Source organism: Lachnospiraceae bacterium oral taxon 096 (assembly GCA_018141845.1).
Lineage (GTDB): Bacteria > Bacillota > Clostridia > Lachnospirales > Lachnospiraceae > F0428.
The window spans coordinates 1,801,254-1,826,562 of the sequence record CP073340.1 but is presented as its reverse complement, the minus strand read 5'-3'; the positions used below and the strand labels follow the sequence as shown (position 1 = coordinate 1,826,562).

The 25,309-nt window shown below is 40.0% G+C and carries 27 protein-coding genes and 1 pseudogene; all 28 read left to right on the top strand.

Annotation, left to right across the window (positions count from 1 at the left end; all coding sequences use genetic code 11):
• The first annotated feature begins 17 nt into the window (after positions 1–17).
• The 28 genes and pseudogenes from nusA to J5A74_08715 all read left to right on the top strand — a co-directional run bounded on the left by nusA (position 18) and on the right by J5A74_08715 (position 25,300).
• On the top strand, positions 18–1,205 hold the full coding sequence (gene nusA, locus J5A74_08850; GenBank protein QUI95479.1) for a transcription termination/antitermination protein NusA: 1,188 nt from the start codon (positions 18–20) through the stop codon (positions 1,203–1,205).
• Complete coding sequence (locus J5A74_08845; GenBank protein ID QUI95478.1) at positions 1,195–1,473, top strand: YlxR family protein; 279 nt, start codon at positions 1,195–1,197, stop codon at positions 1,471–1,473. The genes nusA and J5A74_08845 overlap by 11 nt, the downstream gene beginning before the upstream one ends.
• Positions 1,460–1,765, top strand: coding sequence for a ribosomal L7Ae/L30e/S12e/Gadd45 family protein (locus J5A74_08840; protein ID QUI96872.1), 306 nt, complete (start codon positions 1,460–1,462; stop codon positions 1,763–1,765). Before J5A74_08845 ends, J5A74_08840 begins: the two co-directional genes overlap by 14 nt.
• Before the next feature lie 550 nt (positions 1,766–2,315).
• Positions 2,316–4,424 (top strand): annotated as a pseudogene (infB, locus tag J5A74_08835) (translation initiation factor IF-2).
• A 23-nt stretch (positions 4,425–4,447) separates the two neighbouring features.
• Positions 4,448–4,816: a 30S ribosome-binding factor RbfA gene (gene rbfA / locus J5A74_08830; GenBank protein ID QUI95477.1), complete on the top strand. Its 369-nt coding sequence runs from the start codon at positions 4,448–4,450 to the stop codon at positions 4,814–4,816.
• Positions 4,817–4,819: 3 nt separating this feature from the next.
• A complete protein-coding gene (locus J5A74_08825; GenBank protein QUI95476.1) occupies positions 4,820–5,797 on the top strand; it encodes a bifunctional oligoribonuclease/PAP phosphatase NrnA in 978 nt (325 codons plus the stop codon).
• Positions 5,778–6,680, top strand: coding sequence for a tRNA pseudouridine(55) synthase TruB (gene truB / locus J5A74_08820; GenBank protein ID QUI95475.1), 903 nt, complete (start codon positions 5,778–5,780; stop codon positions 6,678–6,680). The genes J5A74_08825 and truB overlap by 20 nt, the downstream gene beginning before the upstream one ends.
• 19 nt (positions 6,681–6,699) lie before the next feature.
• Positions 6,700–7,656: a bifunctional riboflavin kinase/FAD synthetase gene (locus J5A74_08815; protein ID QUI95474.1), complete on the top strand. Its 957-nt coding sequence runs from the start codon at positions 6,700–6,702 to the stop codon at positions 7,654–7,656.
• A gap of 100 nt (positions 7,657–7,756) precedes the next feature.
• The gene (gene rpsO / locus J5A74_08810; GenBank protein QUI95473.1) at positions 7,757–8,023 is read left to right on the top strand and encodes a 30S ribosomal protein S15; all 267 of its coding nucleotides are present in this window, start codon (positions 7,757–7,759) and stop codon (positions 8,021–8,023) included.
• Between the two features lie 147 nt (positions 8,024–8,170).
• Positions 8,171–10,285 carry a polyribonucleotide nucleotidyltransferase gene (locus J5A74_08805; protein QUI95472.1) on the top strand — a complete coding sequence of 705 codons (2,115 nt, stop codon included), beginning with the start codon at positions 8,171–8,173 and terminating at the stop codon, positions 10,283–10,285.
• 65 nt (positions 10,286–10,350) lie between these two features.
• The gene (locus J5A74_08800) at positions 10,351–10,716 is read left to right on the top strand and encodes a metal-dependent transcriptional regulator (GenBank protein QUI95471.1); all 366 of its coding nucleotides are present in this window, start codon (positions 10,351–10,353) and stop codon (positions 10,714–10,716) included.
• Entirely contained in the window at positions 10,716–11,228 is a 513-nt protein-coding gene (locus tag J5A74_08795; protein QUI95470.1) for a dihydrofolate reductase, read from the top strand. The genes J5A74_08800 and J5A74_08795 overlap by 1 nt, the downstream gene beginning before the upstream one ends.
• Positions 11,229–11,305: 77 nt before the next feature.
• A complete protein-coding gene (locus tag J5A74_08790) occupies positions 11,306–12,196 on the top strand; it encodes a sulfide/dihydroorotate dehydrogenase-like FAD/NAD-binding protein (GenBank protein QUI95469.1) in 891 nt (296 codons plus the stop codon).
• Positions 12,196–13,596, top strand: coding sequence for an NADPH-dependent glutamate synthase (gene gltA / locus J5A74_08785; GenBank protein QUI95468.1), 1,401 nt, complete (start codon positions 12,196–12,198; stop codon positions 13,594–13,596). Before J5A74_08790 ends, gltA begins: the two co-directional genes overlap by 1 nt.
• Positions 13,597–13,753: 157 nt before the next feature.
• Positions 13,754–14,428, top strand: coding sequence for a GntR family transcriptional regulator (locus J5A74_08780; protein QUI95467.1), 675 nt, complete (start codon positions 13,754–13,756; stop codon positions 14,426–14,428).
• Positions 14,429–14,603: 175 nt separating this feature from the next.
• A complete protein-coding gene (gene cysK, locus J5A74_08775; GenBank protein QUI95466.1) occupies positions 14,604–15,539 on the top strand; it encodes a cysteine synthase A in 936 nt (311 codons plus the stop codon).
• Between the two features lie 27 nt (positions 15,540–15,566).
• Positions 15,567–16,877: an O-acetylhomoserine aminocarboxypropyltransferase/cysteine synthase gene (locus J5A74_08770; GenBank protein QUI95465.1), complete on the top strand. Its 1,311-nt coding sequence runs from the start codon at positions 15,567–15,569 to the stop codon at positions 16,875–16,877.
• 18 nt (positions 16,878–16,895) lie between these two features.
• Positions 16,896–17,336, top strand: a complete 441-nt coding sequence (locus J5A74_08765; GenBank protein ID QUI95464.1) for an Rrf2 family transcriptional regulator — start codon at positions 16,896–16,898, stop codon at positions 17,334–17,336.
• Between the two features lie 126 nt (positions 17,337–17,462).
• Positions 17,463–17,924: a transcriptional regulator NrdR gene (nrdR, locus tag J5A74_08760; protein QUI95463.1), complete on the top strand. Its 462-nt coding sequence runs from the start codon at positions 17,463–17,465 to the stop codon at positions 17,922–17,924.
• Complete coding sequence (locus J5A74_08755) at positions 17,918–18,412, top strand: YqeG family HAD IIIA-type phosphatase (protein QUI95462.1); 495 nt, start codon at positions 17,918–17,920, stop codon at positions 18,410–18,412. Before nrdR ends, J5A74_08755 begins: the two co-directional genes overlap by 7 nt.
• A complete protein-coding gene (locus tag J5A74_08750; GenBank protein ID QUI95461.1) occupies positions 18,413–19,042 on the top strand; it encodes a hypothetical protein in 630 nt (209 codons plus the stop codon).
• Positions 19,029–19,307: a hypothetical protein gene (locus J5A74_08745; GenBank protein ID QUI95460.1), complete on the top strand. Its 279-nt coding sequence runs from the start codon at positions 19,029–19,031 to the stop codon at positions 19,305–19,307. The genes J5A74_08750 and J5A74_08745 overlap by 14 nt, the downstream gene beginning before the upstream one ends.
• Positions 19,308–19,309: 2 nt before the next feature.
• Positions 19,310–19,750 carry a type II 3-dehydroquinate dehydratase gene (gene aroQ, locus J5A74_08740; GenBank protein QUI95459.1) on the top strand — a complete coding sequence of 147 codons (441 nt, stop codon included), beginning with the start codon at positions 19,310–19,312 and terminating at the stop codon, positions 19,748–19,750.
• A gap of 48 nt (positions 19,751–19,798) precedes the next feature.
• Positions 19,799–20,359 (top strand): elongation factor P, encoded by a 561-nt coding sequence (gene efp / locus J5A74_08735; protein QUI95458.1) that lies wholly within the window; start codon positions 19,799–19,801, stop codon positions 20,357–20,359.
• Positions 20,360–20,411: 52 nt separating this feature from the next.
• Positions 20,412–22,181: an arginine--tRNA ligase gene (gene argS / locus J5A74_08730; protein ID QUI95457.1), complete on the top strand. Its 1,770-nt coding sequence runs from the start codon at positions 20,412–20,414 to the stop codon at positions 22,179–22,181.
• A 170-nt stretch (positions 22,182–22,351) separates the two neighbouring features.
• Entirely contained in the window at positions 22,352–23,716 is a 1,365-nt protein-coding gene (gene rsxC / locus J5A74_08725; GenBank protein QUI95456.1) for an electron transport complex subunit RsxC, read from the top strand.
• Entirely contained in the window at positions 23,717–24,685 is a 969-nt protein-coding gene (locus J5A74_08720) for an RnfABCDGE type electron transport complex subunit D (GenBank protein QUI95455.1), read from the top strand.
• Entirely contained in the window at positions 24,686–25,300 is a 615-nt protein-coding gene (locus J5A74_08715) for an RnfABCDGE type electron transport complex subunit G (protein ID QUI95454.1), read from the top strand. It abuts the gene before it with no gap.
• Positions 25,301–25,309 lie beyond the last annotated feature (9 nt).

The window sequence follows — 25,309 nt, the reverse complement described above, 5'->3', positions numbered from 1 at the left end:
TGGAGGACAATGAAAAAATGAGTAAAGAATTAATGGAAGCGTTGGACATTCTGGAGAAAGAAAAAAATATTAGCAAGAAGACTTTGTTGGAGACAATTGAGAATTCCTTGATTTCTGCTTGCAAGAATAACTTTGGTACAGCGGACAATGTCACTGTAACCATTGATCCAAAGACTTGTGATTATACAGTGATTCAGGAAAAGGAAGTTGTGGAAAAGTTGGAAAAGCCAACGCTTGAGGAAAAGGCCACAAAGATTTCTCTTGCAGATGCAAGGCAAATTGATCCAGATTATAGTGTTGGAGATCGGGCACAGGTTCCTGTAAAGTCAAAGGAGTTTGGGCGAATCGCAACAGGTGTAGCTAAGAATGTAATTTTGCAAAAGATTCGAGAAGAAGAAAGAAAAGTTATTTATAACGATTATTTTACTAAGGAAAAAGATATTGTCACTGGTGTTGTTCAAAGATATTTGGGAAAAAATATTTCAATTAATTTAGGCAAATGCGATGCCATTCTTTCAGAAAATGAGCAGGTGAAGACAGAGGAATTTAAGCCAATGGATCGAATTAAGCTCTATGTTTTGGAAGTAAAGGACACCACAAAGGGACCAAGAATTTCTGTGTCCAGAACTCATCCAGATCTTGTGAAGAGACTGTTTGAAACAGAGGTTTCAGAGGTTAAGGATGGAACAGTGGAGATTAAATCTATTGCCAGAGAGGCAGGGTCAAGAACAAAGATGGCTGTTATCAGCAATGATCCAAATGTCGATGCAGTAGGTGCCTGCGTCGGATTAAACGGAGCAAGGGTAAATGCTGTCGTTGAGGAGCTTCATGGTGAAAAGGTGGATATTATTAATTGGGATGACAATGCAGCATCACTCATTGAAAATGCACTCAGTCCAGCAAAGGTGATTGCAGTTGTAGCAGATGAGGAAAAGCGTGAGGCACAGGTGATTGTACCAGATTATCAGCTTTCTTTGGCTATTGGAAAAGAAGGTCAAAATGCGAGATTGGCAGCACGCTTGACAGGATTTAAGATTGATATCAAGAGCGAGACACAGGCAAGAGAATTGGGATTATTTGATGAGCTGGGCATTGATTATCAACCAGAAGGAATTTCAGATATGGAAATTGCACTGGAAAGTGGACAAGCCAAGGAAGATGCTAACGAGCTAGCATCAGAAATGGGGGATGAGTTTGAAAAATAAAAAAGTTCCGATGAGACTTTGTATTGGCTGTGGTGAGTTAAAGATGAAGTCAGAATTGGTTCGCATTGTAAAGACGGTAGAGGACGAAATTTGCCTAGATGATACAGGAAAGAAAAATGGCAGGGGAGCCTATATTTGCAAAAATGTAGAATGCCTGTCCAAGGCAATGAAGACAAGGGGGCTTGATCGTTCCTATAAGTCACCAGTATCAAAGGAAGTTTATGAAAAGTTAAAAGAGGAGATGGAGGTAAGATATAATGGAAGATAAAATTTTAAATTTTCTAGGTCTTGCAGCCAGAGCAGGAAAGGTTGTCAGTGGAGAATTTTCAGTGGAGAAGTTAATTAAAGCCAATAAAGCAAAGCTAGTCCTTGTGGCTTTGGACGCTTCAGATCCGACAAAAAAACTTTTTAAGGACAAGAGCACATATTATCAAGTGCCCATGTATGTATATGGTGATAAGGACAGTTTAGGTCATGCCATAGGAAAACAGGCGAGGGCGTCTGTTGGTGTGAGTGATCATGGATTTGCAATGGCGTTGATAAAATTACTTGAACAATAGATGGGGGGTACACGATTTGAAAGATAATCAAGAGGTTAAAACTGAGGTGCATACAAAAAAAGTGAGTGCGGTATTTCGCCCACAAAATGCACAGCAGCCAAAGGCAGGAAGAGAAGAAAATAAGAGGGAAGAGGTGAAATCGGTGGCTGAAAAGAGAAATGATAATGGAAGGCCAACTGCACCAAGAGCAGATCAAGGTAATAGAGAACGTAATAGTAATCGTGAGAGAGGAGGAAATTCCACAGGAAATCGTGAGCGAAGCGGAAATCGTCAGGGAAATCGTGATGGAAACCGTGAGGCAAGAGGAGGCTATCAGGGAAATCGCGATGGAAACCGCGAGGGAAGAAGTAGTTATCAGGGAAATCGCGATGGAAACCGTGAGGGAAGAAGTAGTTATCAAGGAAATCGCGATGGAAACCGCGACGGAAGGAGTAGTTATCAGGGAAACCGTGACGGAAGAAGTAGTTATCAGGGAAATCGTGACGGAAACCGCGAGGCAAGAGGAGGCTATCAGGGAAGCCGTGATGGAAATCGCGAGGCAAGAGGAGGCTATCAGGGAAATCGTGATCGCAATGCTGGAAATCGCAATGGGAATCCGGGTAATCGAGATGGCAGAGGTGGCAATTATAGCCGAGGTTATCAGGGCGGTTTTGATAAAGATAAGGATGCTGCACCAAGCAGAAACTTTCAATCAAAAAATAATAGTAGTAAGCCAAGTACAGCAAACTTAGATGGTGCATTGGCTAAGAAGACATCTACAACACGATTGAATAAGAATAACTTCAAAAACCAAAAAAATGACAAAAAGCATCGCACAGAGGATGGCCCAGCAAAGGGTGGAAGAGTGAGCAGACATCCATTTATTATGCCAGTTAAGCCAAAGGTAGAGGCAGTAGAAGAGGATATCAAAGAGATTATCATTCCAGAGACCATCACCATAAAGGATTTGGCAAGTAAGATGAAATTACAACCTTCTGCAATTGTAAAGAAACTCTTTTTAAAGGGTGAAGTGATGACATTAAACTCAGAGATTAGCTTTGAAAAGGCAGAAGAAATTGCACTGGAGTATGATGTCATTTGTACATTGGAAAAGAAGGTCGATGTCATTGCAGAGCTTTTGAAGGAAGATGAGGAGAATGCAGAGGATCTTGTGCCTAGACCACCTGTTGTCTGTGTTATGGGACATGTCGATCATGGAAAGACCTCACTTCTTGATGCAATTCGAAAGACCAATGTCACAAGTTCAGAGGCTGGCGGTATTACACAGCATATCGGTGCGTATATGGTTCAAATTAAGGGGCAAAAGATTACCTTCCTTGACACCCCAGGACATGAAGCATTTACAGCTATGCGTATGCGTGGTGCAAAGTCTACAGATATTGCCATTTTAGTTGTTGCAGCAGATGATGGTGTTATGCCACAGACAGTAGAGGCTATTAATCATGCTAAGGCTGCTGGAGTAGAGATTATTGTTGCTGTCAATAAGATTGATAAGCCTGGAGCTAATGTGGAAAGAGTAAAGCAGGAGCTATCCGAGTATCAGTTAATTCCTGAGGATTGGGGCGGATCAACGATCTTTTGTGAAGTTTCTGCAAAGGAAGGTAGAGGAATTGAGAACCTCTTAGAGATGATACTTCTAACTGCAGAAGTGAAAGAATTAAAGGCCAATCCAAACCGCAAGGCAAGAGGTATTGTTATTGAGGCAGAGCTTGATCGTGGTCGCGGTTCAGTGGCAACCATCCTTGTACAAAAGGGAACTTTGCATGTGGGAGATTTTGTGGCTGCAGGTGCTTGTTCTGGTAAGGTAAGAGCCATGATCAATGATCAGGGAAGAAGAGTTGAAGAGGCGACACCATCCACACCAGTTGAGATTTTGGGACTTGATAATGTGCCAAATGCAGGAGAAGTTTTGGTTGCAACAGAGGACAATAATGAGGCAAAGGCATTTGCAGCAACCTTTATCAGTGAGGGCAAGAATAAGTTGATTGAGGAGACAAAGGCAAAGCTTTCGCTCGATGACTTGTTTAGCCAGATTAAGGCTGGAAATGTCAAGGAACTTCCAATTATCTTAAAGGCCGATGTGCAAGGATCTGTTGAGGCAGTAAAGCAATCCTTAATTAAGATTTCTAATGAAGAAGTGCAGGTAAAAGTTATTCACGATGGTGTTGGAGCAATTACGGAGTCAGATGTGGCATTGGCTGCAGCAAGTAATGCTATTATCATTGGATTTAATGTACGTGCAGATGCGATGGCAAAGACAACTGCAGAGCATGAAAAGGTGGATCTTCGTTTCTACAAGGTAATTTATCAGGTCATTGCAGATGTAGAATCTGCAATGAAGGGAATGCTTGAGCCAATTTATGAGGAGAAGATCATTGGTCACGCAGAGATTAGACAGCTGTTTAAGGCTTCTGGTATCGGCACGATTGCGGGATCTTATGTACTGGATGGAAAGTTCCAAAGAGGATGTAAGTGTAGAATTACTCGTGATGGCGAACAAATTTTCGATGGAAATTTGGCATCATTAAAGAGATTTAAGGATGATGTCAAGGAAGTCGCAGCAGGCTATGAGTGTGGTCTTGTGTTTGAGAAGTTTAATGATGTAAAGGAGCTTGATCAAGTAGAGGCCTATGCTATGGTTGAGGTGCCACGTAGCTAATTCGCAGTGGAAAGGCGATAGAAATGAGAAAAAATAGTGTAAAGAATACACGAATTAATGCAGAGGTGCAAAGAGCACTTTCGGAGATTATTCGTGAAGGACTAAAGGATCCTAGAATACATGAGTTGACAAGTTGTACAGAGGCAGTGGTGACACCAGATTTAAAGTATTGTACAGCATATATCAGTGTTTTAGGAGATGACAAGGTGGCAGAGGAGACAATTGCAGGGTTAAAGCAGGCAGCAGGATTTATCCGCCACGAACTTGCAGAGAAAATTAATTTGCGAAACACACCAGAATTAAAGTTTGTTTTGGATACATCCATGGCCTATGGAATGAAGATGTCAAAGTTGATTGATGAGGTCATGGGAAATGAGTCTACTAAGGAGTAGGAGATGAATATTCTAGAGCAAAAATTGGGGGGAGCAAATACAGTTGCTATTCTGGGGCATATTCGCCCAGATGGCGACTGCATAGGCTCTTGCCTTGGATTATATAATTACATAAGAAAGTATGATCCACAGATAGAAGTGAAAGTGTATATTGAGGAAAAACCAGGAAGATTTCAATACTTAAAGGGGTTTTCTGATATTATTGAAGAGCACTTTGACGAAGTCAAGATGGATCTTTGTATTACTTTAGATTGTTCTGATAGAGAAAGACTTGGAGCACGGGCAGTTATTTTAGATCAGGCAAAAGATTCTTTTTGTGTGGATCACCACATTACCAATTGTGGCTTTACAAAGGATATGGTACTTGAGGCACAGGCTAGTTCAACTTGTGAGGTACTCTATGGTCTTTTACAGCCAGATAAAATTGATCGAGATATCGCAGAATGTCTCTATACTGGGATTATTCACGATACAGGTGTGTTTAAGTATTCAAACACATCAAAAAAGACAATGCAGATTGCTGGCGAATTGATGGAGAAAGGCATTGATTTTGGAAAGATTATTGATGAGAGCTTTTATCAAAAGACTTATGTACAGAATCAAATTTTGGGACGGGCCTTGCTGGAAAGTGTAACTTTCCATAGTGGAAAATGTGTATTTTCTTCCATATCTAGAGAAGTGATGGACTTTTATGGTGTGACAAGTCAAGATATGGAAGGTGTTGTTGACCAGTTGCGCAATACTAAGGGAATTGAAGTGGCCATTTTTATGTATGAAATTGGTCCACAATGCTATAAGGTGAGTATGCGTTCAAATAAATTTGTCGATGTCAGTGCCATTGCATTTCAATTTGGTGGTGGTGGACATATTCATGCTGCGGGTTGCTCGTTTAATGGTTCGACACATGATATCATCAATAATATTTCTGCATTAATCGATAAGCAATTTGAGGCGTATCAAGATGATCAACGGAATCATTAATATTTATAAGGAACGTGGGTATACTTCTCATGATGTTGTGGCCAAGATGAGAGGCATTTTGAGGCAGAGAAAAATAGGACATACGGGCACTTTGGATCCCGATGCAGAGGGAGTATTGCCGGTTTGCCTTGGAAGTGCCACAAAACTTTGTGATATGATGACAGATAAAAGTAAGGAATATCAGGCCGTGCTTTTGCTTGGTGTTTCAACAGATACCCAAGATATCACAGGAAAGATAATGGAAGAGAGAAGTGTAGAATGTGACGAGGAAAAGATAAGGGCGGTCATTTCTAGCTTTATTGGCCAATATATGCAAATTCCGCCAATGTACTCAGCATTAAAAGTTAATGGACAAAAGCTTGTTGATTTAGCAAGAGCAGGAATTGAAATTGAGCGAAAAGCCCGACCAGTAGAAATTTTTAATATTCAAATTCAAGAAATTAATCTTCCAAGGGTGCGTTTTCTTGTTCATTGTTCCAAGGGAACTTATATTCGCACGCTCTGTGCAGATATTGGAGAAAAACTGGGATGCCTTGGGACAATGGAAAGTTTAATTAGAACCAGAGTGGCTAGTTTTACATTGGAAAATGCAATTTCACTGGATCAACTTGAGAAGGCAAGAGATGCTGATGAAGTTGAAAAGTATATTATTCACACAGAACAGTATTTTATAGATTTACCATTGGCCGTAATCAAGGAAGAATATCAAAAGTATGCAGACAATGGGAATAAATTAAAGTTGCATTTTTTGGAAATTAAAGATAGACTTGTAGACAAGACACAGCTTCGCCTGCGAGACAAGGCAGGGCATTTCTTTGGCGTGTATGAATATATCGCCGACGAAAATTGCTTAAAGCCATATAAATTATTTCGAGAGCAATAAGGTAGTGAGGAGTTTTGAAATGGTAGAATTCATCAATGACAGCAATGTAGAAATCAATGAGCCAACGGTAGTGACGATTGGAAAGTTTGATGGCAAGCACCGTGGGCATCAAAAGATTTTTCAAAAGATGAAGGAGGTTGCAAGAGAAGGCAATCTAAAGACCGCCGTCTTTACCTTTCATACTCCGCCTGCCGATGTGATCAATGGGAAGGTGCAGGAGCAGATTTACACCAATATGGAGAGAAGAAGAAATCTTGAGCAAGAGGGAATTGACTATATTGTGGAATATCCCTTTACAAAAGAAATTTCTATGCTCGATGGTTTGACTTTTATTCAAGAAATCTTAATAAAAAAAATGAAGATGAAGGCGATTGTAGCAGGTCCAGATTGTGCGTTTGGCTACAAAAAAAGTGGAGATGCTAAGCTTCTTTATACCTATGCGAAGGAATACGGCTATGCCGTTTACATTATTAAAAAGGAAATGGATGAAGAGCAACAGGAGATTAGTTCCACATTCATTCGGCACCTCATTGAAGAGGGAGAAGTGAGGAGAGCTAATCAGCTTTTAAAGAAACCTTATTGTGTGAGTGGGAGAGTTTGTATTGGAAATCGCCTTGGTGGATCTGTTCTTGGGTTTCCGACATTAAATATTGTGATTCCAAAGGAAAAGACAATTCCAAAACTTGGAGTGTATGCTTCGAGAGTTCAAATGCAAAAAACAGGGGAAGTTTTCTTTGGAATGACCAATGTGGGGAGAAATCCAACAGTACAAGAAGATGGTGCCCATCATCGCATTCGAGTAGAAACTTGGCTCTATAATTTTCATCGTGATGCCTATGGCGAAGAGATTACTGTGGAGTTTTTGGAATTTATTCGGTCAGAGAAAAAGTTTTATTCTTTAGATGAACTTAAGGAACAACTGAAAAATGACAGGGAGAATGTTCAAAAGGTATTGACAGATTTATGCATCTTATGATAACCTAGTCTCGTATTTTTTCGCCCAGACTAGGAACTGGACACTCCAACCTTTTTCTTAGTTTGAGGTTAGTATAATAATATTTTTTAAGGAGAAAGAAATGATTACAAAGGAATTAAAGGCACAGATTATTGCAGATTTTGGTAGAAAGCCTGGAGACACAGGTTCACCAGAGGTACAAATTGCAATTCTTACAGAGAGAATCAATGAGTTGAACCAGCACTTGAGCACAAATAAGAAGGATCATCACTCAAGAAGAGGGCTTTTGAAGATGGTTGGTCAGAGAAGAGGACTTCTTCAGTACCTAAAGAAGAATGATCTTGAGGGCTACCGTGCATTGATCGAGAAGTTAGGCTTGAGAAAGTAATGTAGAGATATGGAGCAGGGTGGAGTTTTCTCCACCCTGTTTTTGCAAAGACAAAGGATAAATCCCGAGACCACTGATATGTTCCTGAAAAATCAGTGATGTATCAGTAGTTTCGGTATCCTTTGAATAGATAAACAAGGAGAAATTATGAGTAAGGAATTTAAAAGCTTTAGCATGGAGTTAGCAGGAAGAATGCTGACGGTAGATATTGGAAGAGTAGCTGCACAGGCCAATGGAGCAGCGTTTATGCACTATGGCGATACCACAGTATTGTCAACAGCAACAGCCTCAGATAAGCCAAGGGATGGCATTGATTTTTTCCCACTTTCTGTGGAATATGAGGAGAAGATGTATGCTGTGGGGAAGATGCCAGGAGGCTTTAATAAGAGAGAGGGAAAGGCAAGTGAGAATGCTGTATTGACCTCTCGTGTTATTGATCGCCCGATGCGTCCACTTTTTCCAAAGGACTACAGAAATGATGTCACCCTAAATAATTTGGTGATGTCTGTAGATCCAGACTGCTCTCCTGAACTTACAGCAATGCTTGGCTCTGCCATTGCAACAGCGATTTCAGATATTCCATTTGATGGTCCTTGTGCGACCACACAGGTGGGAATGATTGATGATGAATTTATCATCAATCCGAATAATGCACAGATGGCAGTGTCAGATTTAAAATTGACCGTTGCTTCGACGAGAGAAAAAGTGATTATGATAGAAGCTGGAGCAAATGAAATATCAGATAAAAAGATGATTGAAGCGATCTATATTGCAGATAACATTAATAAAGAGGTTATTCAATTTATCGATAAAATTGTTGCCGAGTGTGGAAAGCCAAAACATAGTTATACTTCATGTGCCGTGCCAGAGGATCTCTTTTTGGCAATGAAGGAAGTCGTACCGCCAGCAAAGATGGAAGAGGCTGTTTTTACAGATGATAAGCAGACAAGGGAAGAAAATATTCGAGTGATTACTGAGGAGTTGAACGAGAAGTTTGCAGAAAATGAAGAGTGGTTAACTCTTCTTCCTGAGGCCATTTATCAATATCAGAAAAAGACGGTTCGAAAGATGATTTTAAAGGATCACAAGCGTCCTGATGGAAGAGAGTTGTCACAAATTCGTCCATTGGCTGCAGAGGTAGATATTATTCCTCGTGTGCATGGCTCAGCAATGTTTACCCGTGGTCAAACACAGATTTGTAATGTCACTACGCTTGCACCACTTTCAGAGGCACAAAAAGTCGATGGGTTGAATATGGAAGAGACGACAAAGCGATATATGCATCAATATAATTTCCCTTCGTACTCTGTAGGAGAGACAAAGCCAAGCAGAGGACCAGGAAGAAGAGAAATTGGACATGGTGCATTGGCAGAAAGAGCCCTTATTCCAGTGCTTCCGTCTGAGGAGGAGTTTCCATATGCGATTCGTACAGTGTCAGAGACATTTGAATCTAATGGTTCGACCTCTATGGCTTCAACCTGTGCATCCTGTATGTCCTTGATGGCGGCAGGAGTTCCAATTAAAAAGATGGTTGCTGGTATTTCCTGTGGATTAGTCACAGGAGAGAGCGATGATGAATATGTATTGCTTACCGATATTCAAGGACTTGAAGATTTCTTTGGCGATATGGATTTTAAGGTGACAGGAACAGATACAGGAATTACTGCCATCCAGATGGATATTAAGATTCATGGTCTCACTAGAGACATTGTGGAGGGTGCTATTTCTAGATGTCATGAGGCAAGAGACTTTATTATGGAGAATTGTATGAAGCCTTGTATTGATACACCGAGAGCACAGCTGAGTGAATTTGCACCAAAGATTGAACAAATCACAATTGATCCAGCAAAGATTGGTGACGTTGTTGGAAAGCAGGGTAAGGTCATCAATAAGATTATTGAAGAAACTGGTGTAAAGATTGACATCAGTGAAGAGGGCAATGTTTCTGTCTGTGGCACAGATAAGGAAATGATCGACCGAGCAATTCGGATGATCAAGAATATTGTGACAGAAATCGAGGCAGGAATGGTGATGACAGGAAAAGTTGTCCGAATCCTTGAATTTGGTGCGTTTGTTGAATTGACACCAAATAAAGATGGAATGATTCATATTTCCAAGCTTTCCGATCAGCGTGTCAATAAGGTTGAAGATGTTGTCAATATTGGAGATGAGGTTACGGTAAAGGTTGTTAAAGTGGATACAGCAAAAGGAAGAATTGATCTTTCTTTGAGGGCGTCTGATTTAGCAGAAACAAAAAATTAGGAGAAGCTAAGTAGATGCCACAGTGTGAGTTTTGCTGTGGCATCTTGTATATATGGAGGAGAAAAATGGTTATACAAGAAGCGGCAGAAATGTATTTAGAGACAATTCTTTCACTGAAGAATAAATTGGGCGTAGTGCGTTCTGTAGATGTGGCTAGAGAAATGGGATACTCAAAGCCAACAGTATCAGAACAGATGAAAAAGTTCAGAGAAAATGGCTTTGTTGAGGTAGATGCAGATGGTCACATTCATTTAACTCCTTCCGGAGAAAGAATTGCACAGAGAACACTGGATCGACATCATGTCTTGAGTAAAATTTTTCAAAAAATTGGTGTCAGTGAAGACACTGCAGTTGAAGACGCTTGTCGAGTGGAACATTATATCAGTGAGGAAACCTTTAATGCATTGAAAAAGCATTTTGGTGAAGAATAATGAATTTAATTGCAGCAGTAGATAGGCAATGGGGAATTGGACATCATGGCAAACTCCTTGTTTCGATTCCAAAGGATAAGCAACTTTTTCGCGAAGAGACGATGGGCAGGGTAATTATTATGGGAAGAAAGACATTGGAGTCCCTTCCTGGTGGACAGCCACTCTATGGCAGAACAAATATTGTGCTGTCAAGGAATAGGAACTATCGAGTCAAGGGAGCGGTTGTTGTCCATAGTTTAGAGGAATGTCTTCATTGGTTGAGAGAACATCAAATTTGTGATGAAGATATTTTTGTTATTGGTGGAGAAAGCATCTATAGCGAGTTTTTGCCCTATGTGCAGGTGGCTCATATCACCGCAATTGATTTTACTTATGTTGCGGATGCTCGTATGGAAAACTTAGATGCCCTGCCAGATTGGAAGATAATGGCGGAATCGGACGAGGAGACATACTTTGACTTGACTTATACATTTAAGCTATATGTCAGGTCGAAGTATGTAAAATTTCAATAAAAAGCCTTGATGAAAAATTAAATATTATGTTATAATAGCCATTGCTTTATATAAAAAAGTAAGGGAGATGTGCAGATATGTTTTCAATCGTAAAAAAAAGAAAATTAGCTGAAAAGATTATCTTGATGGATATTGAAGCTAAGCGTATCGCAAAAAAGTGTTTGCCAGGAGAATTCTTAATTGTCAAGATTGACAATGAGGGAGAGAGAATTCCACTCACCGTTTGCGATTACGATAGAGAAAAGGGAATTGTGACGATTGTATTTCAGGAGGTCGGTGCTGAGACAACAAGAATGGCAGAGCTCAATGAGGGAGATGCCTTTATGGATATTGTTGGACCACTTGGAAATCCTAGCGAGTTAATTACAGAAGATTTTGAAACGCTCAAAAATAAAAACCTTCTGTTTGTGGCTGGAGGTGTTGGTACAGCTCCTGTATACCCACAGTTGAAGTGGTTGAAAGAGCACGGAATTCCAGCAGATGCCATTATGGGTGCAAAAAACAAGGATCTATTGATTCTTGAAGATGAGATGCGTGCAGTGGCAAAAGAACTTTATGTGATGACAGATGACGGTTCTTATGAACACAAGGGTATGGTTACAGAGGGAATTAAAGATCTCGTAAATAATCAGGGAAGAAAGTATGATGCCTGCGTAGTTATTGGACCGATGATTATGATGAAATTTGTTTGTATGCTTACCAAGGAACTGGGTATTCCAACGATTGCAAGTATGAACCCAATTATGGTCGATGGTACAGGAATGTGTGGTGCTTGTCGATTGACTGTTGGTGATGAGGTGAAGTTTGCCTGTGTAGATGGTCCTGAGTTTGATGGACATCTGATCAATTTTGATGAGGCAATGAAGCGTCAGCAGACATATAAGACTGCAGAGGGAAGAGCAATGCTTGCCCTTCTTGAAGGAGAAACACATCACGGTGGTTGCGGTAATTGTGGAGGTGACAAATAATGATCGAAGTGAATAAAATGAAAAAAGTTCCTGTAGCTGAGCAGGAGCCAAAGGTAAGAGCAACAAACTTTAAAGAGGTTTGCCTTGGATATACACAGGAAGAGGCACAGGCTGAGGCAACAAGATGCCTAAATTGCAAGAATGCAAAATGTGTTGTTGGTTGTCCTGTTTCAATTAATATTCCAGGATTTATTCATGAGGTTGTTCAAGGGGATTTCGCAAAGGCATCAGAAATTATTGCACAGTCTAGTGCACTTCCAGCAGTTTGTGGTCGTGTTTGTCCACAAGAGACCCAATGTGAGGGTGTATGTATTCGTGGTATCAAGGGCGAGGCAGTTTCTATTGGAAAACTTGAGCGATTTGTTGCTGACTGGGCAAGAGAAAATGGTATTGTTCCAAAGGTAACTGCAGAAAAGAAGAATAAGAAGGTTGCCATCATTGGTTCAGGTCCTGCAGGTCTTACTTGTGCAGGAGATTTGGCCAAGATGGGCTATGATTGTACAATTTTTGAGGCACTTCACGAGCCAGGTGGTGTGCTCATTTATGGTATTCCAGAGTTTCGTCTTCCAAAGGATGGAGTTGTACATCCAGAGGTAGAGAATGTAAAGAAGCTTGGTGTAAAAATTGAGACAGATGTTATTATTGGAAAGACATTGACCATTGATGAGCTATTTGAGGAAGAGGGATTTGATGCAGTATTTATTGGATCAGGTGCTGGACTTCCACAATTTATGGGAATCCCAGGCGAAAATGCAAATGGTGTGTTCTCAGCGAATGAGTTCCTTACAAGAAATAACTTGATGAAGGCCTTTAAGGACGGATATAGGACACCAATTTCACGAGGAAAGAAAGTTTGTGTTGTTGGCGGTGGTAATGTAGCTATGGATGCAGCAAGAACGGCTCTTCGTCTTGGCGCAGAAGTTCATATTGTCTATAGAAGAAGTGAAGCTGAGTTGCCAGCTCGTGTGGAGGAAGTTCACCATGCAAAGGAAGAGGGCGTTATCTTTGATCTTTTGACGAATCCAGTAGAAATCCTTGAAGATGAAAAGGGATGGGTACAGGGAATGAAGGTCATTAAGATGGAGCTTGGCGAGCCAGATGCATCTGGAAGAAGAAGACCTGTTCCAATCGAGGGTAGCGAGTATGTTATTGATTGCGACACAGTCATTATGTCCCTTGGTACATCACCAAACCCATTAATATCCAATACAACAAAGGGATTGGATATCAACAAGAGGAGATGTATTGTTGCACAGGAAGATAATGGACAGACAAGTCGCGATGGTGTATATGCTGGTGGCGATGCAGTTACAGGTGCTGCAACGGTTATTCTTGCAATGGAGGCTGGAAAAGCTGGTGCAAGAGGTATCGATGCATATCTCTCTGGAAAGGCAGAATAAAATATAGAATAGAAGAGTAGATAGAGGTTGCAATTTTTTTTGCAGCCTCTATTTTTTATTGTTTTCAAAGGATAGTTGTGGCATAATGATGACAGAAGCAATAGAAATACAAGAATACAAGTTACAGAAATGCAAATGATTTGAAGGAGGAAGGAAAATGATAAGTAAGTCTCCAAAAGTTTATACAGGCGAAGATGTCTTTGACAAGGTATTGGAAGACATTGTCCATCTTCTACTTGAGCCAGGGATGCTCATTAGTGAAAACAAAATGGGGAGAGACTTTCAAGTTTCTCGGTCAGTAATTCGAAGTGCATTTGGGCGGTTGCGTCAGATGGGATTTATTGATATATTGCCGCAGAGGGGAAGCTATGTTTCAAAGATTGACGCAAATTATATTGAAGATTTGCTATTTTTGCAATCAGCTATTGAAAAAGAAGCCGTCAACGATATTCTTTGGAATCTCAGCGAGCAGGAACAAAAAGTGATGATTGGTGAGTTGGAGGCGCAATTGTCTCAACAGAAAATATTTGCACAGGAAGGGGGAAGTTATCCAGAATTTATGCGATTGCATAGGGAGTTTCATCGAAAGATTATGGAAAAGGCCAAGAGACAACGGGTAATGGATATTGTGGGAGATAATCTGCTGCACCTTGAGAGATATCGGCATTTTGAGATTGCCCATACCCACATTACAGAATATTTGTTGAGGGAAAATGCAGAGATGATCGAAGTGTTGCAAAGTAGGGATTTTGCATTTGCAGTGAAGAAAATGAATGAACATCGAGATAGAGAGGTTCATTTGTCGAGGAAGTTAATTGAGCAATATGGTTAGAAATAGTGGATTGTTGGGCGAAGCGAGAAGCTTCGCTCAATTGATTAAACTACTAGTATACTAAATTGAGAAAATATATCAAAGAAAAATAAAAAACATACTTGACATATAGGAAAAAAAGGAATATACTACCAACATAAAACATATTAAAAGAGTAGGAAAGGTTGGTAAAACAATGAGTCGTATATATAAAAGTAATGCAGAGCTTGTAGGAAATACTCCTCTTGTAGAAGTTACAAATATTGAAAAGGAATTAGGATTGGAGGCAAGGGTTTTAGTAAAGCTTGAATACTTTAACCCAGCAGGAAGTGTTAAGGATAGAATTGGCTTGGCAATGATTGAAGAGGCTGAAAAGACTGGAAAGTTAAAGCCAGGGGCAACTATTATTGAGCCAACATCAGGAAACACGGGAATTGGACTTGCCGCTATCGGTGCTGCAAAGGGCTATAAGGTAATTCTTACAATGCCAGAAACGATGAGTGTGGAGAGAAGAAATATCTTAAAGGCCTATGGTGCGGAAATTGTGCTCACTGAGGGAGCAAAGGGAATGAAGGGTGCGATTGCAAAGGCAGATGAACTTGCAAAGGACATTCCAGACAGTTTTGTTCCATCACAGTTTTCAAACCCAGCCAACCCAGCAGTTCACAAGGCAACAACAGGACCAGAGATTTGGAAGGACACAGATGGTGAAGTTGATTTCTTTATTTCAGGTATTGGAACAGGCGGAACAATCACAGGTACTGGCGAATACTTAAAGGAGCAGAAACCTAGCGTAAAGGTTATTGCTGTGGAGCCAGAAGGTTCACCAGTTCTTTCAGAGGGAAAGACTGGACCACACAAGATTCAAGGTATTGGTGCTGGATTTGTTCCAGATACATTAAATACGAAGGTGTATGATGAGATTATTAAGGTGAGCAATGAGGATGCCTTTGAGTATAGTAAGTTATTGACAAGAAAAGAAGGACTTTTAACCGGTATTTCTTCTGGAGCAGCACTGAGTGCAGCGATTGTACTTGCAAAGCGTCCTGAAAACAAGGGAAAGACGATTGTAGCTTTACTTCCAGATTCTGGAGATCGTTACTATTCGACACCTCTTTTCACAGAGGCATAATAGATTAAAGGAAAAGGGTAAATGATCATGGGAAAGAAGATTGAGAGAAAAGATAGAAATTTTAAATTTGAAACATTACAGTTGCATGTTGGACAAGAGCATGCAGACACAGTGACAGATGCAAGGGCTGTGCCAATTTATGCGAGTACATCATTTGTATTTCATAATTCACAGCATGCAGCGGATCGCTTTGCCTTAAAAGATGCAGGAAATATTTATGGTCGTTTGACCAATCCAACCAATGATGTCTTTGAGCAGAGAATAGCAGCTCTTGAGGGCGGTGTGGCAGCACTTGCTGTCGCTTCTGGAGCAGCAGCAATTACTTATGCCATCCAAAACATCACAAAGGCCGGAGACAATGTTGTATCGGCAAAGAATATTTATGGAGGGTCATTTAACCTCTTGCAGCATACATTGCCAGATTACAGTGTGACAACAAAATTTGTTGATATCTTCAATGAAAAGGAGATTGAAGATGCCATTGATGAGAATACAAAGGCTGTATTGATTGAGACACTGGGTAATCCAAATTCAGAGGTTGTAGATATTGAAGCTGTGGCAAAGATTGCACATAAGCACAATATTCCATTGATCGTTGACAATACTTTTGCAACACCATTTCTTGTTCGTCCAATTGAGCATGGTGCAGATATTGTTGTTCATTCAGCAACAAAGTTTATTGGTGGACATGGCACAGCAATCGGTGGTGTGATTGTAGATGGAGGTAAATTTGATTGGGAAGCTTCAGGAAAGTTTCCTTCTCTAACGGAGCCAAATCCAAGTTATCATGGTGTGAGCTTTACAAAGGCTGCAGGAAAGGCAGCGTTTGTTACCAAAATTCGAGCACTCCTTTTGAGAGATACAGGGGCCTGCCTTTCTCCATTCCACGCCTTTATCTTCTTGCAGGGATTGGAGACACTCTCTCTTCGTGTAGAGCGTCATTCAGAGAATGCGAAAAAGGTAGTGGAGTATTTAAAGAATCATCCACAGGTGGAAAAAGTTCATCACCCAGCAGTGACCGATGACGAAAGTCAGAAGGAGCTCTACAAAAAATATTTCCCAAATGGTGGAGGTTCAATCTTTACCTTTGAGATCAAGGGGGACGCAAAAAAGGCAATGGACTTTATTGACAACTTAGAGCTATTTTCACTTTTAGCTAATGTAGCGGATGTAAAGTCATTGGTTATTCACCCAGCAACAACAACACATTCTCAGTGTACAGAGGAGGAGCTGTTGGATCAGGGAATTAAGCCAAATACAATTCGTCTTTCTATTGGTACAGAGAATATTGACGATATCATTCAAGATCTTGATGAGGCATTTAAGGCAGTTCAGTAATTTGGAGGCGAGAAGAAGATGAAACTTTCAAATAAATGTAGGTATGGATTGAGAGCTTTAGTGGATTTATCAACGAGGACTTCACAGGAGTATGTCGTTTTGGCTACACTCGCATCAGACAATAATATCTCACAGCAATATCTTGAGCAGGTGTTTGCATCCTTAAGAAGAGCAGGGATTGTGCTTGGTGTTAAGGGAGCACAAGGGGGATATAAACTCAATCGCCCTGCATCAGAAATCAAAGTTTCAGATATTCTTATTGCTTTGGATGGAGAGTATAAGATTGAGCCAGAGAGTGCACAGACTTCTGGGCTGCCGGCTTCAATGGCAATTCAAAGTTTGGTGATTGATCAGATTAATCAGCATCTGGATGAAGTTCTAAAAAATGTGACATTAGAAGATCTGACGAAAGTTTATATAGAATATAGAGATTTTGATCAGTCGATGTTTTATATCTAAGTAGAAACACAAGGGGAGTTGCTAAGACAGCAGCTCCTTTTGTCGTACTTTTATAGTATTTTGGGCAAAGATATGTTACAATATACACAATGAGAGCAGAATTTAGGATGATGAAAGGATTTAAGTATGAAATGTCCATTTTGTGGGGGCGACACAAAAGTAGTAGATACAAGGGCCTCAGAAGACAATTCTACAATAAGGCGAAGGAGAGCATGTGAAAAGTGTAAGCGTCGTTTTACAACATTTGAAAAAATTGAGACCATACCCCTATTGGTGATTAAAAAGGATCAATCTAGAGAAGAATATGATCGAGATAAGATTGAGGCGGGGCTATTGCGCAGTTGTCACAAGCGTCCAGTGACAAATCAGCAAATGCAAAAGATGATGGAAGATATTGAGACACAAATTTATTCTTTGGGGAGCAAGGAAATTTCAACAAGGGACATTGGCGAAATTGTGCTGGAAACATTAAAAGGAGTGGATGAAGTTGCCTATGTTCGATTTGCCTCGGTGTATCGTGAATTTGAAGATGTGGGAACTTTTATGGAGGAGATTGGAAAGTTATCAAAGAGGGAGGAAGAATGTTAGAACAATTTTTTCCTGATGCTCTTTCCGATTCCATCTATGATATTGACTTTAAAAAACTCTATCACATGGGATATCGTGGAGTTTTATTTGATATTGATAACACATTGACAGAACATGGAGCACCAGCTACGGCATCGGTTATTCACTTCTTTGAAAATTTAAGAACGATTGGGTTTACTACTTGTCTGGTTTCGAATAATAAGGCTCCTAGAATTTTGCCTTTTGCAAAAGAGGTAAATTCGTACTATGTATGTGATGCAAAAAAACCGAGAAAAAGGGGATATTTGGCTGGTATAGAGAAAATGGGCATAAAAAAGAAAGAGACTTTGATGGTGGGCGATCAAATTTTTACAGATATTTGGGGAGCAAGACGCCTGGGAATTTATTCCATTTTAGTTCAACCAATTAATAAAAAAGAAGAAATACAGATTGTATTGAAGCGAATTCCAGAAAAGTGGATTCTTCATCAGTATAGAAAGAGAGGGTAAATGTTTACGGCAAAAGCAAAGGTATGCGGCTTGATTGCCAATCCGATTGGACATAGTATGTCAATTGCATTGCATGACTGTTTTAATCGGGAAATGGGGGAGGACATTATCTATGTGCCATTGCAGGTGAAAGAAGATCTAAAGACAGCAATCTTGGGTGCCTATTCTTTGGGAATTCACGGAATGAATGTCACCATTCCATATAAGCAGGATGTAATGAAATATCTTATTGATATCGACGAGGAGGCAAGGCGAATTGGTGCTGTCAACACTTTAGTGAGAGCAAATGGAGGATATATTGGAAAAAATTCTGATCTTCCGGGGCTACTGATGCTACTTGAAATGGAGGGCATTTCTTTACAAAATCAAGATGTTGTGTTACTTGGAGCAGGTGGGGGCCGCCAAGGCGGCTGCTTATTTGGCTTGTCAGGAAGGAGCGAAATCTTTGACCATTGTCAATCGAAGCGGATTGGCGGCAGAAATGTTAAAGACAGAACTTTTATCCTATTTTCCAGAATTTTCGATTGCGGTGTGCACCTTGGGGGATGTGGAAGAAAAGATAAATCAATATCTTCCACACAGAGGTTATCTTGCAATTCAAGCAACGAGCGTAGGAATGTACCCAAATAGCGAAGATTGTATTGTATCAAATCCTCAATTTTTTGAAAAATGTGATGTAGGTGTTGATATTGTCTATATCCCTGAAGAGACCACATTTATAAAAAATTTTAAATTGAAGGGAAAAAAGGTCTGCAATGGGTTAGGAATGCTAGTATACCAGGGGGCGATTTCTTGGCAATGGTGGACAGGAAAAATATTGAGCAAAGAAACCAAGGAAAGAGCGATGGAAACATTGCAAAAGATTCTAAATCAGCGTATGAATAAGGAAGAGTGACGATGAAAATTTTAGTAGTAAATGGACCAAATTTAAATTTTTTGGGAATACGAGATGAAAAGCAATATGGCAGTCAAAATTTTGCCTATCTAGAGAATCTGCTCAGAAAAAAAGCAGAAGATGAGGGCTTTGAAATTGAATTATTTCAAAGTAATTATGAGGGAGCAATTATTGATAAGTTGCAGGAAGCTTATCAAAAAAAGGTTGATGGTGTGGTGATTAATCCGGGGGCATTTACCCATTATTCTTATGCGATTCGGGATGCTCTGCAGCCATTGTATTGTCCAAAAGTCGAGGTACATATTTCTAATATTCATAAGAGAGAGCAATTTCGTCACACCTCAGTGACAGCCCCAGAATGTGATGGACAAATTGCTGGTCTTGGGTTGAATGGCTATTTGCTTGCCTGCGATTATATAAAAAAAGAACTTGATAAAGCGTAGGTTTTGTTATAAAATACTGTAATAATACGATTTTTAGGAGGAAACTCAATGATTTCAGCAGGTGATTTCAAAAATGGTCTTACTTTAGAGATAGAAGAGGGACAGGTATTTCAAATTGTCGAATTTCAGCATGTAAAGCCAGGAAAGGGTGCAGCTTTTGTCCGCACAAAAATTAAGAATGTCATCACAGGTAGTGTTGTGGAGAGAACATTCCGTCCAACAGAGAAGTTCCCAGCAGCTAGAATTGACAGACGAGAAATGCAATATCTGTATTCCGATGGCGAGATGTACAACTTCATGGATACAGAAAATTATGAGCAGATTGCATTAAATGCAGATAAGGTCGGCGACGCATTGAAGTTTGTAAAAGAAAATGATATGTGTAAGGTATGCTCTTTCAACGGCAATGTATTCTCCGTTGAGCCACCACTCTTTGTTGAGCTTGAGATTACAGACACAGAGCCAGGATTTGCAGGAAATACAGCACAGGGTGCAACAAAGCCAGCAGTAGTAGAGACAGGAGCAACAGTATATGTCCCATTATTTGTCAATCAAGGCGATGTAATCAAGATTGATACCCGTACAGGTGAGTATCTCTCAAGAGTTTAATCAAAAACGATGGGAGGCGGTCAATTGACCGCCTTTTTCTTATGGAGGAAGAATGAAAACATTATTAGAACAAATCAATGACACAGTGAGTGATGCTTTTTATCACTGTCAATATGATAGAGTATATGGAAAAACGGGAATTTCAAATCGCCCGGATTTATGCGAATTTCAGTGCAATGGAGCAATGGTTGCGGCTAAAATTTATAAGAAAAGACCAATGGATATTGCAGAAGAAGTGGCAAAAAAACTAGAAGGAGAAAAGATATTCGAGAGCATAGAGGCTGTGATGCCAGGCTTTATTAATATCAAGGTGAGCAAGAGCTTCTTACTCAACCAAATCAAAGCCATGGCAAAAAATAAAAAATTTGGATTGGAATTGCCAGAAAAACAAAAAATTATTGTGGACTTTGGGGGGGCGAATGTCGCAAAGCCATTGCATATTGGACATTTAAGATCTGCTATTATTGGAGAAAGCATCAAGCGCATTGGGCTCTTTATGGGACATGAAGTTATTGGTGATGTACATCTTGGAGATTGGGGTCTACAAATGGGTTTAATTATTGAGGAACTCAAAGAAAGACAACCAAATCTTTGCTATTTTGATCCCGACTTTACTGGAGAGTACCCAGAAGAGGCACCTTTTACGATTGCAGAGTTGGAAGAAATTTATCCAACAGCATCAAAAAAATCCAAAGAAGACCCAGAATTTAAGGAGAAAGCACAACAGGCCACTTTAAAGTTACAAAGTGGGTATGCACCATATCGTGCGATTTGGAAACATATTCTTGCGATTTCAAAGGTTGATTTGAAAAAAAATTATGATAATCTTGATGTTTCCTTTGATTTGTGGAAAGGAGAATCCGATGTTCAACCATACATCCCAACAATGATTGAAGATATGGAAAATCGAAAAATTGCCTATGAATCGGAAGGTGCTTTGGTCGTTGATATTGCTGAAGAGGGAGATAGCAAGGAATTACCACCTTGTATTATTCGAAAATCTGATGGAGCTGCACTATATGCTACATCAGATTTAGCTACACTTGTGGAGAGAGAAAAATTATATCAACCGGATGCCTATATTTATGTGGCAGACAAGCGTCAGGATTTACATTACACTCAGTTCTTTAGAGTAGCCAAAAAGGCAGGGATTGTTCCTAAAGATCGCAGACTAACTTTTATTGGATTTGGAACGATGAATGGAAAAGATGGTAAACCATTTAAGACAAGAGCTGGCGGTGTGATGCGGTTGGAGGATTTAATTAAAGAGGTAGAGGATGCCGTCTACACTAAGATTTTAGACAATCGTGATATCAATGAAGTCGAAGCGAGAGAAATTGCAAAACTTGTGGGACAAGCTGCCATTAAATATGGAGATTTGTCCAATCAAGCAGGGAAAGATTATATTTTTGATATTGACCGCTTTGTTTCCTTTGAAGGAAATACTGGACCATATATTCTCTACACAATTGTGCGAATTAAATCCATTCTTGCAAAGTATGCAAATCAGAGCACAACAGAAATGATATCTCCAGAAGATCTAAGGGAAGCCAATCAGGAATCAGAGAAAAAATTGGAACTTGAACTTGCCCGTTTTTCAGAAGTAATCAAAAGTGCTTGGGAAGAGCAGGCACCACATAAGATTTGCCAATATGTCTATGCGATTGCCAATGCATTCAATACTTTCTACCATGAAGTGAAAATTTTGAGTGAGGAAGATATAGAGAAAAAGAAGTCTTATTTAGCACTTATTTTGTTGACACAAGATGTGTTAGTGTCTAGTATTTATTTATTGGGAATGAAGGCACCAGAGAGAATGTAAGAAATCACTAAAACGACAAAAAAATATCAAAATGTTTTAGAAAAAATGCACTACTTAAGTTAGCGAAACATTGAAAAGCCAAAAATCGAATGGTATAATTTAATGGAGCGCTGTGCTTAAGTAGTGCTTTTTTGTGCAAAAAAACAAGTAAGAAAGGAAGAGGAAAAGCTATGAAATTAGCGACATTTAGAGGTGGAATCCATCCATTTGAGGGAAAAGAACTTTCGATGGATAAGCCAGTAAAGGTAGTATTACCACAAGGTGAGCTCGTATATCCAATGGCACAGCATATTGGCGCACCAGCAAAACCGCTGGTGTCCGTGGGAGACGAAGTGCTTGTTGGTCAAAAAATTGGTGAAGCGTCGGGATTTATTTCTGCCAATGTCATCTGCTCAGTGTCCGGAAAGGTAACTAAGATTGAAAATCGAAGAGTTGCCAACGGAAGTATGGTAAATTCCATCATTGTTCAAAATGATGGGGAGTACCGAACCATTCCAAATTTTGGGAAGGATAGAGACGCAAGCAAGCTATCAAAACAGGAAATTCGAGACATTATCAAAGAGGCAGGAATTGTCGGACTTGGTGGTGCGGGATTTCCAACACATGTCAAGCTCACACCAAAGGATGAAAATGCGATTGACTATGTCATTGTCAATGGTGCAGAGTGCGAGCCATATTTGACAAGCGATTACCGCATGATGATTGAGGAGCCAGAAAAAATTGTTGGTGGCCTAAAAATCATTTTGCAATTATTTGACAAGGCCAAGGGTGTTATTGCTGTTGAAAACAATAAGCCAGAAGCAATAAAAAAGTTGCAAGAGTTGGTAAAAAATGAATCAAGAATAGAGGTTTGTGAACTGTTGACCAAGTACCCACAAGGTGGAGAGCGATCGATTATCAAGGCTGTCACAGGTAGAAAAATTAATTCGTCAATGCTGCCAGCAGATGCAGGATGTGTTGTTGACAATGTGGATACCGTCATCTCTATTTATATGGCTGTGGCAAAGCAGACACCATTGATACGAAAAATTATTACGATTACTGGCGATGCTATTCAAAATCCACAAAACTTTAATGTGCGACTTGGCACAAACTACAATGAGTTAATTGCTGCCGCAGGTGGATTTAAATCACAACCAGAAAAAATTGTATCTGGTGGACCAATGATGGGACAAGCTTTATTTACGACAGATATTCCTGTAGCTAAGACATCATCAGCACTCACTTGTATGCTAAAAGATCAGGTGGCTCAATCAAAGACAACGGCATGTATACGATGTGGTCGTTGTGTCAAGGTGTGCCCGAGCAATCTAGTGCCACAGTTGATGATGGAGACAGCAATCGCAAATGATGCAGAGGCTTTTGAAAAACTAAATGGTATGGAATGTATGGAGTGCGGTTCCTGCACTTATGTCTGCCCAGCAAAAAGACCATTGACTCAAGGATTTAAATTTATGAGAGCAATTGTTGCAGCAAATCGAAGAAAGGCTGCACAGGCAGCAAAGGAAAAGGCCGCTGCAGGGGAGGGAAAGTAAATGGAAAATTTATACAATGTATCAGCATCTTCCCATGTGCGTGATAATTCATCAACCAGAGGGATTATGCTCGATGTCATTATTGCGATGCTCCCAGCGAGCGTCTTTGGTATCTATCAATTTGGTATTTCCGCATTGATTATTCTCGTTGGAACTGTATTTGCTTGTGTTGCAGCAGAGTATTTATTTCAAAGAGGAATGAAAAAAGAGCAGACCATTGGAGATTTGTCTGCCGTGGTCACAGGTATGATTTTGGCACTTAATATGCCACCAGAGATTCCTGTATGGATTCCAATGCTCGGTGGTGTTTTTGCCATTATTGTTGTAAAGCAACTCTATGGTGGCATCGGATTTAACTGGATGAACCCTGCACTCGCCGCAAGATGTTTTCTGTTGATTTCCTTTGCTGGTAAAATGACCAATTTTACTTCAAAGAGATTAGGCTTTGATGCCATTACAGGAGCAACTCCTCTTGCAGCTCTTCGTGCAGCAAGAGCGACAGGAAACACGATGGCTACCATCAAGGAAAGCTATTCTTTCGCTGACTTGTTCATTGGACATATTCCTGGAACAATTGGTGAAGTATCTGTCATTGCCCTTTTAATTGGTGTGGCTTATTTGTTGATCCGAAGAGTAATTAACCTGCGAACACCAATCGCTTATATTTTGACTGTTGCAGTATTTGTGTTCGTGTTTGGAGAACATGACCCTTCTTTTGTTTTATTTCATATTTTAGGTGGTGGATTAATTTTTGGTGCTTTCTTTATGGCTACAGATTACACAACAACACCAATTACGCCAAATGGACAAATTCTTTATGGAATTTTTATTGGTATTTTAACAGGAATTTTCCGTCTCTTTGGTGCAAACGCAGAAGGTGTTTCTTATGCCATTATTCTTGGCAACATTGTCGCACCTTTGATTGAGAAAGCAACCATTCCGAAGGCATTTGGAAGGGAGGGCAAATAAATGAAAAAATCAGGATTTATGAAGGATGCTTTTACCCTATTTATGATTACACTGATTTCTGGTGTTTTATTGGGTGCTGTCTATCAAATCACAGCAGAACCCATTGCCATCGCAATGGAAAAGGCAAAACAAGAAGCATACAAAAAGGTTTTTGCCGATGCAGAAAGTTTCAAGGAAAATGAGAGCGAAACTGCTGCCATTGAACAAGCTAATACAGAACTTGCCAATAAAGGTTTTGGAAAAGTTTTGATCAATGAAGTCGTCGATGCAGTGGATGCATCAGGAAATGTTGTTGGTAGTGTAGTGACATCCACATCAAAGGATGGCTATGGTGGAGATGTCAAGATTTCTGTTGGAATTACAAAGGATGGCACAGTAAATAGCATTGCATTTTTAACTCTTGCAGAGACACCAGGTCTTGGTATGCGTGCCAAAGAACCAAAATTTAACCAACAATACAATGGCAAAAAAGTTGATGCATTTGTTGTCACAAAAACTGGAAAGAAGCAAGACAATGAAATTGATGCCATTAGTGGTTCGACCATTACCTCAAAGGCCGTCACTAACGCGGTCAATGCTGCATTATTCTTTGCCAATAACTATGTAGGAAAGTAAGGGGGAGAA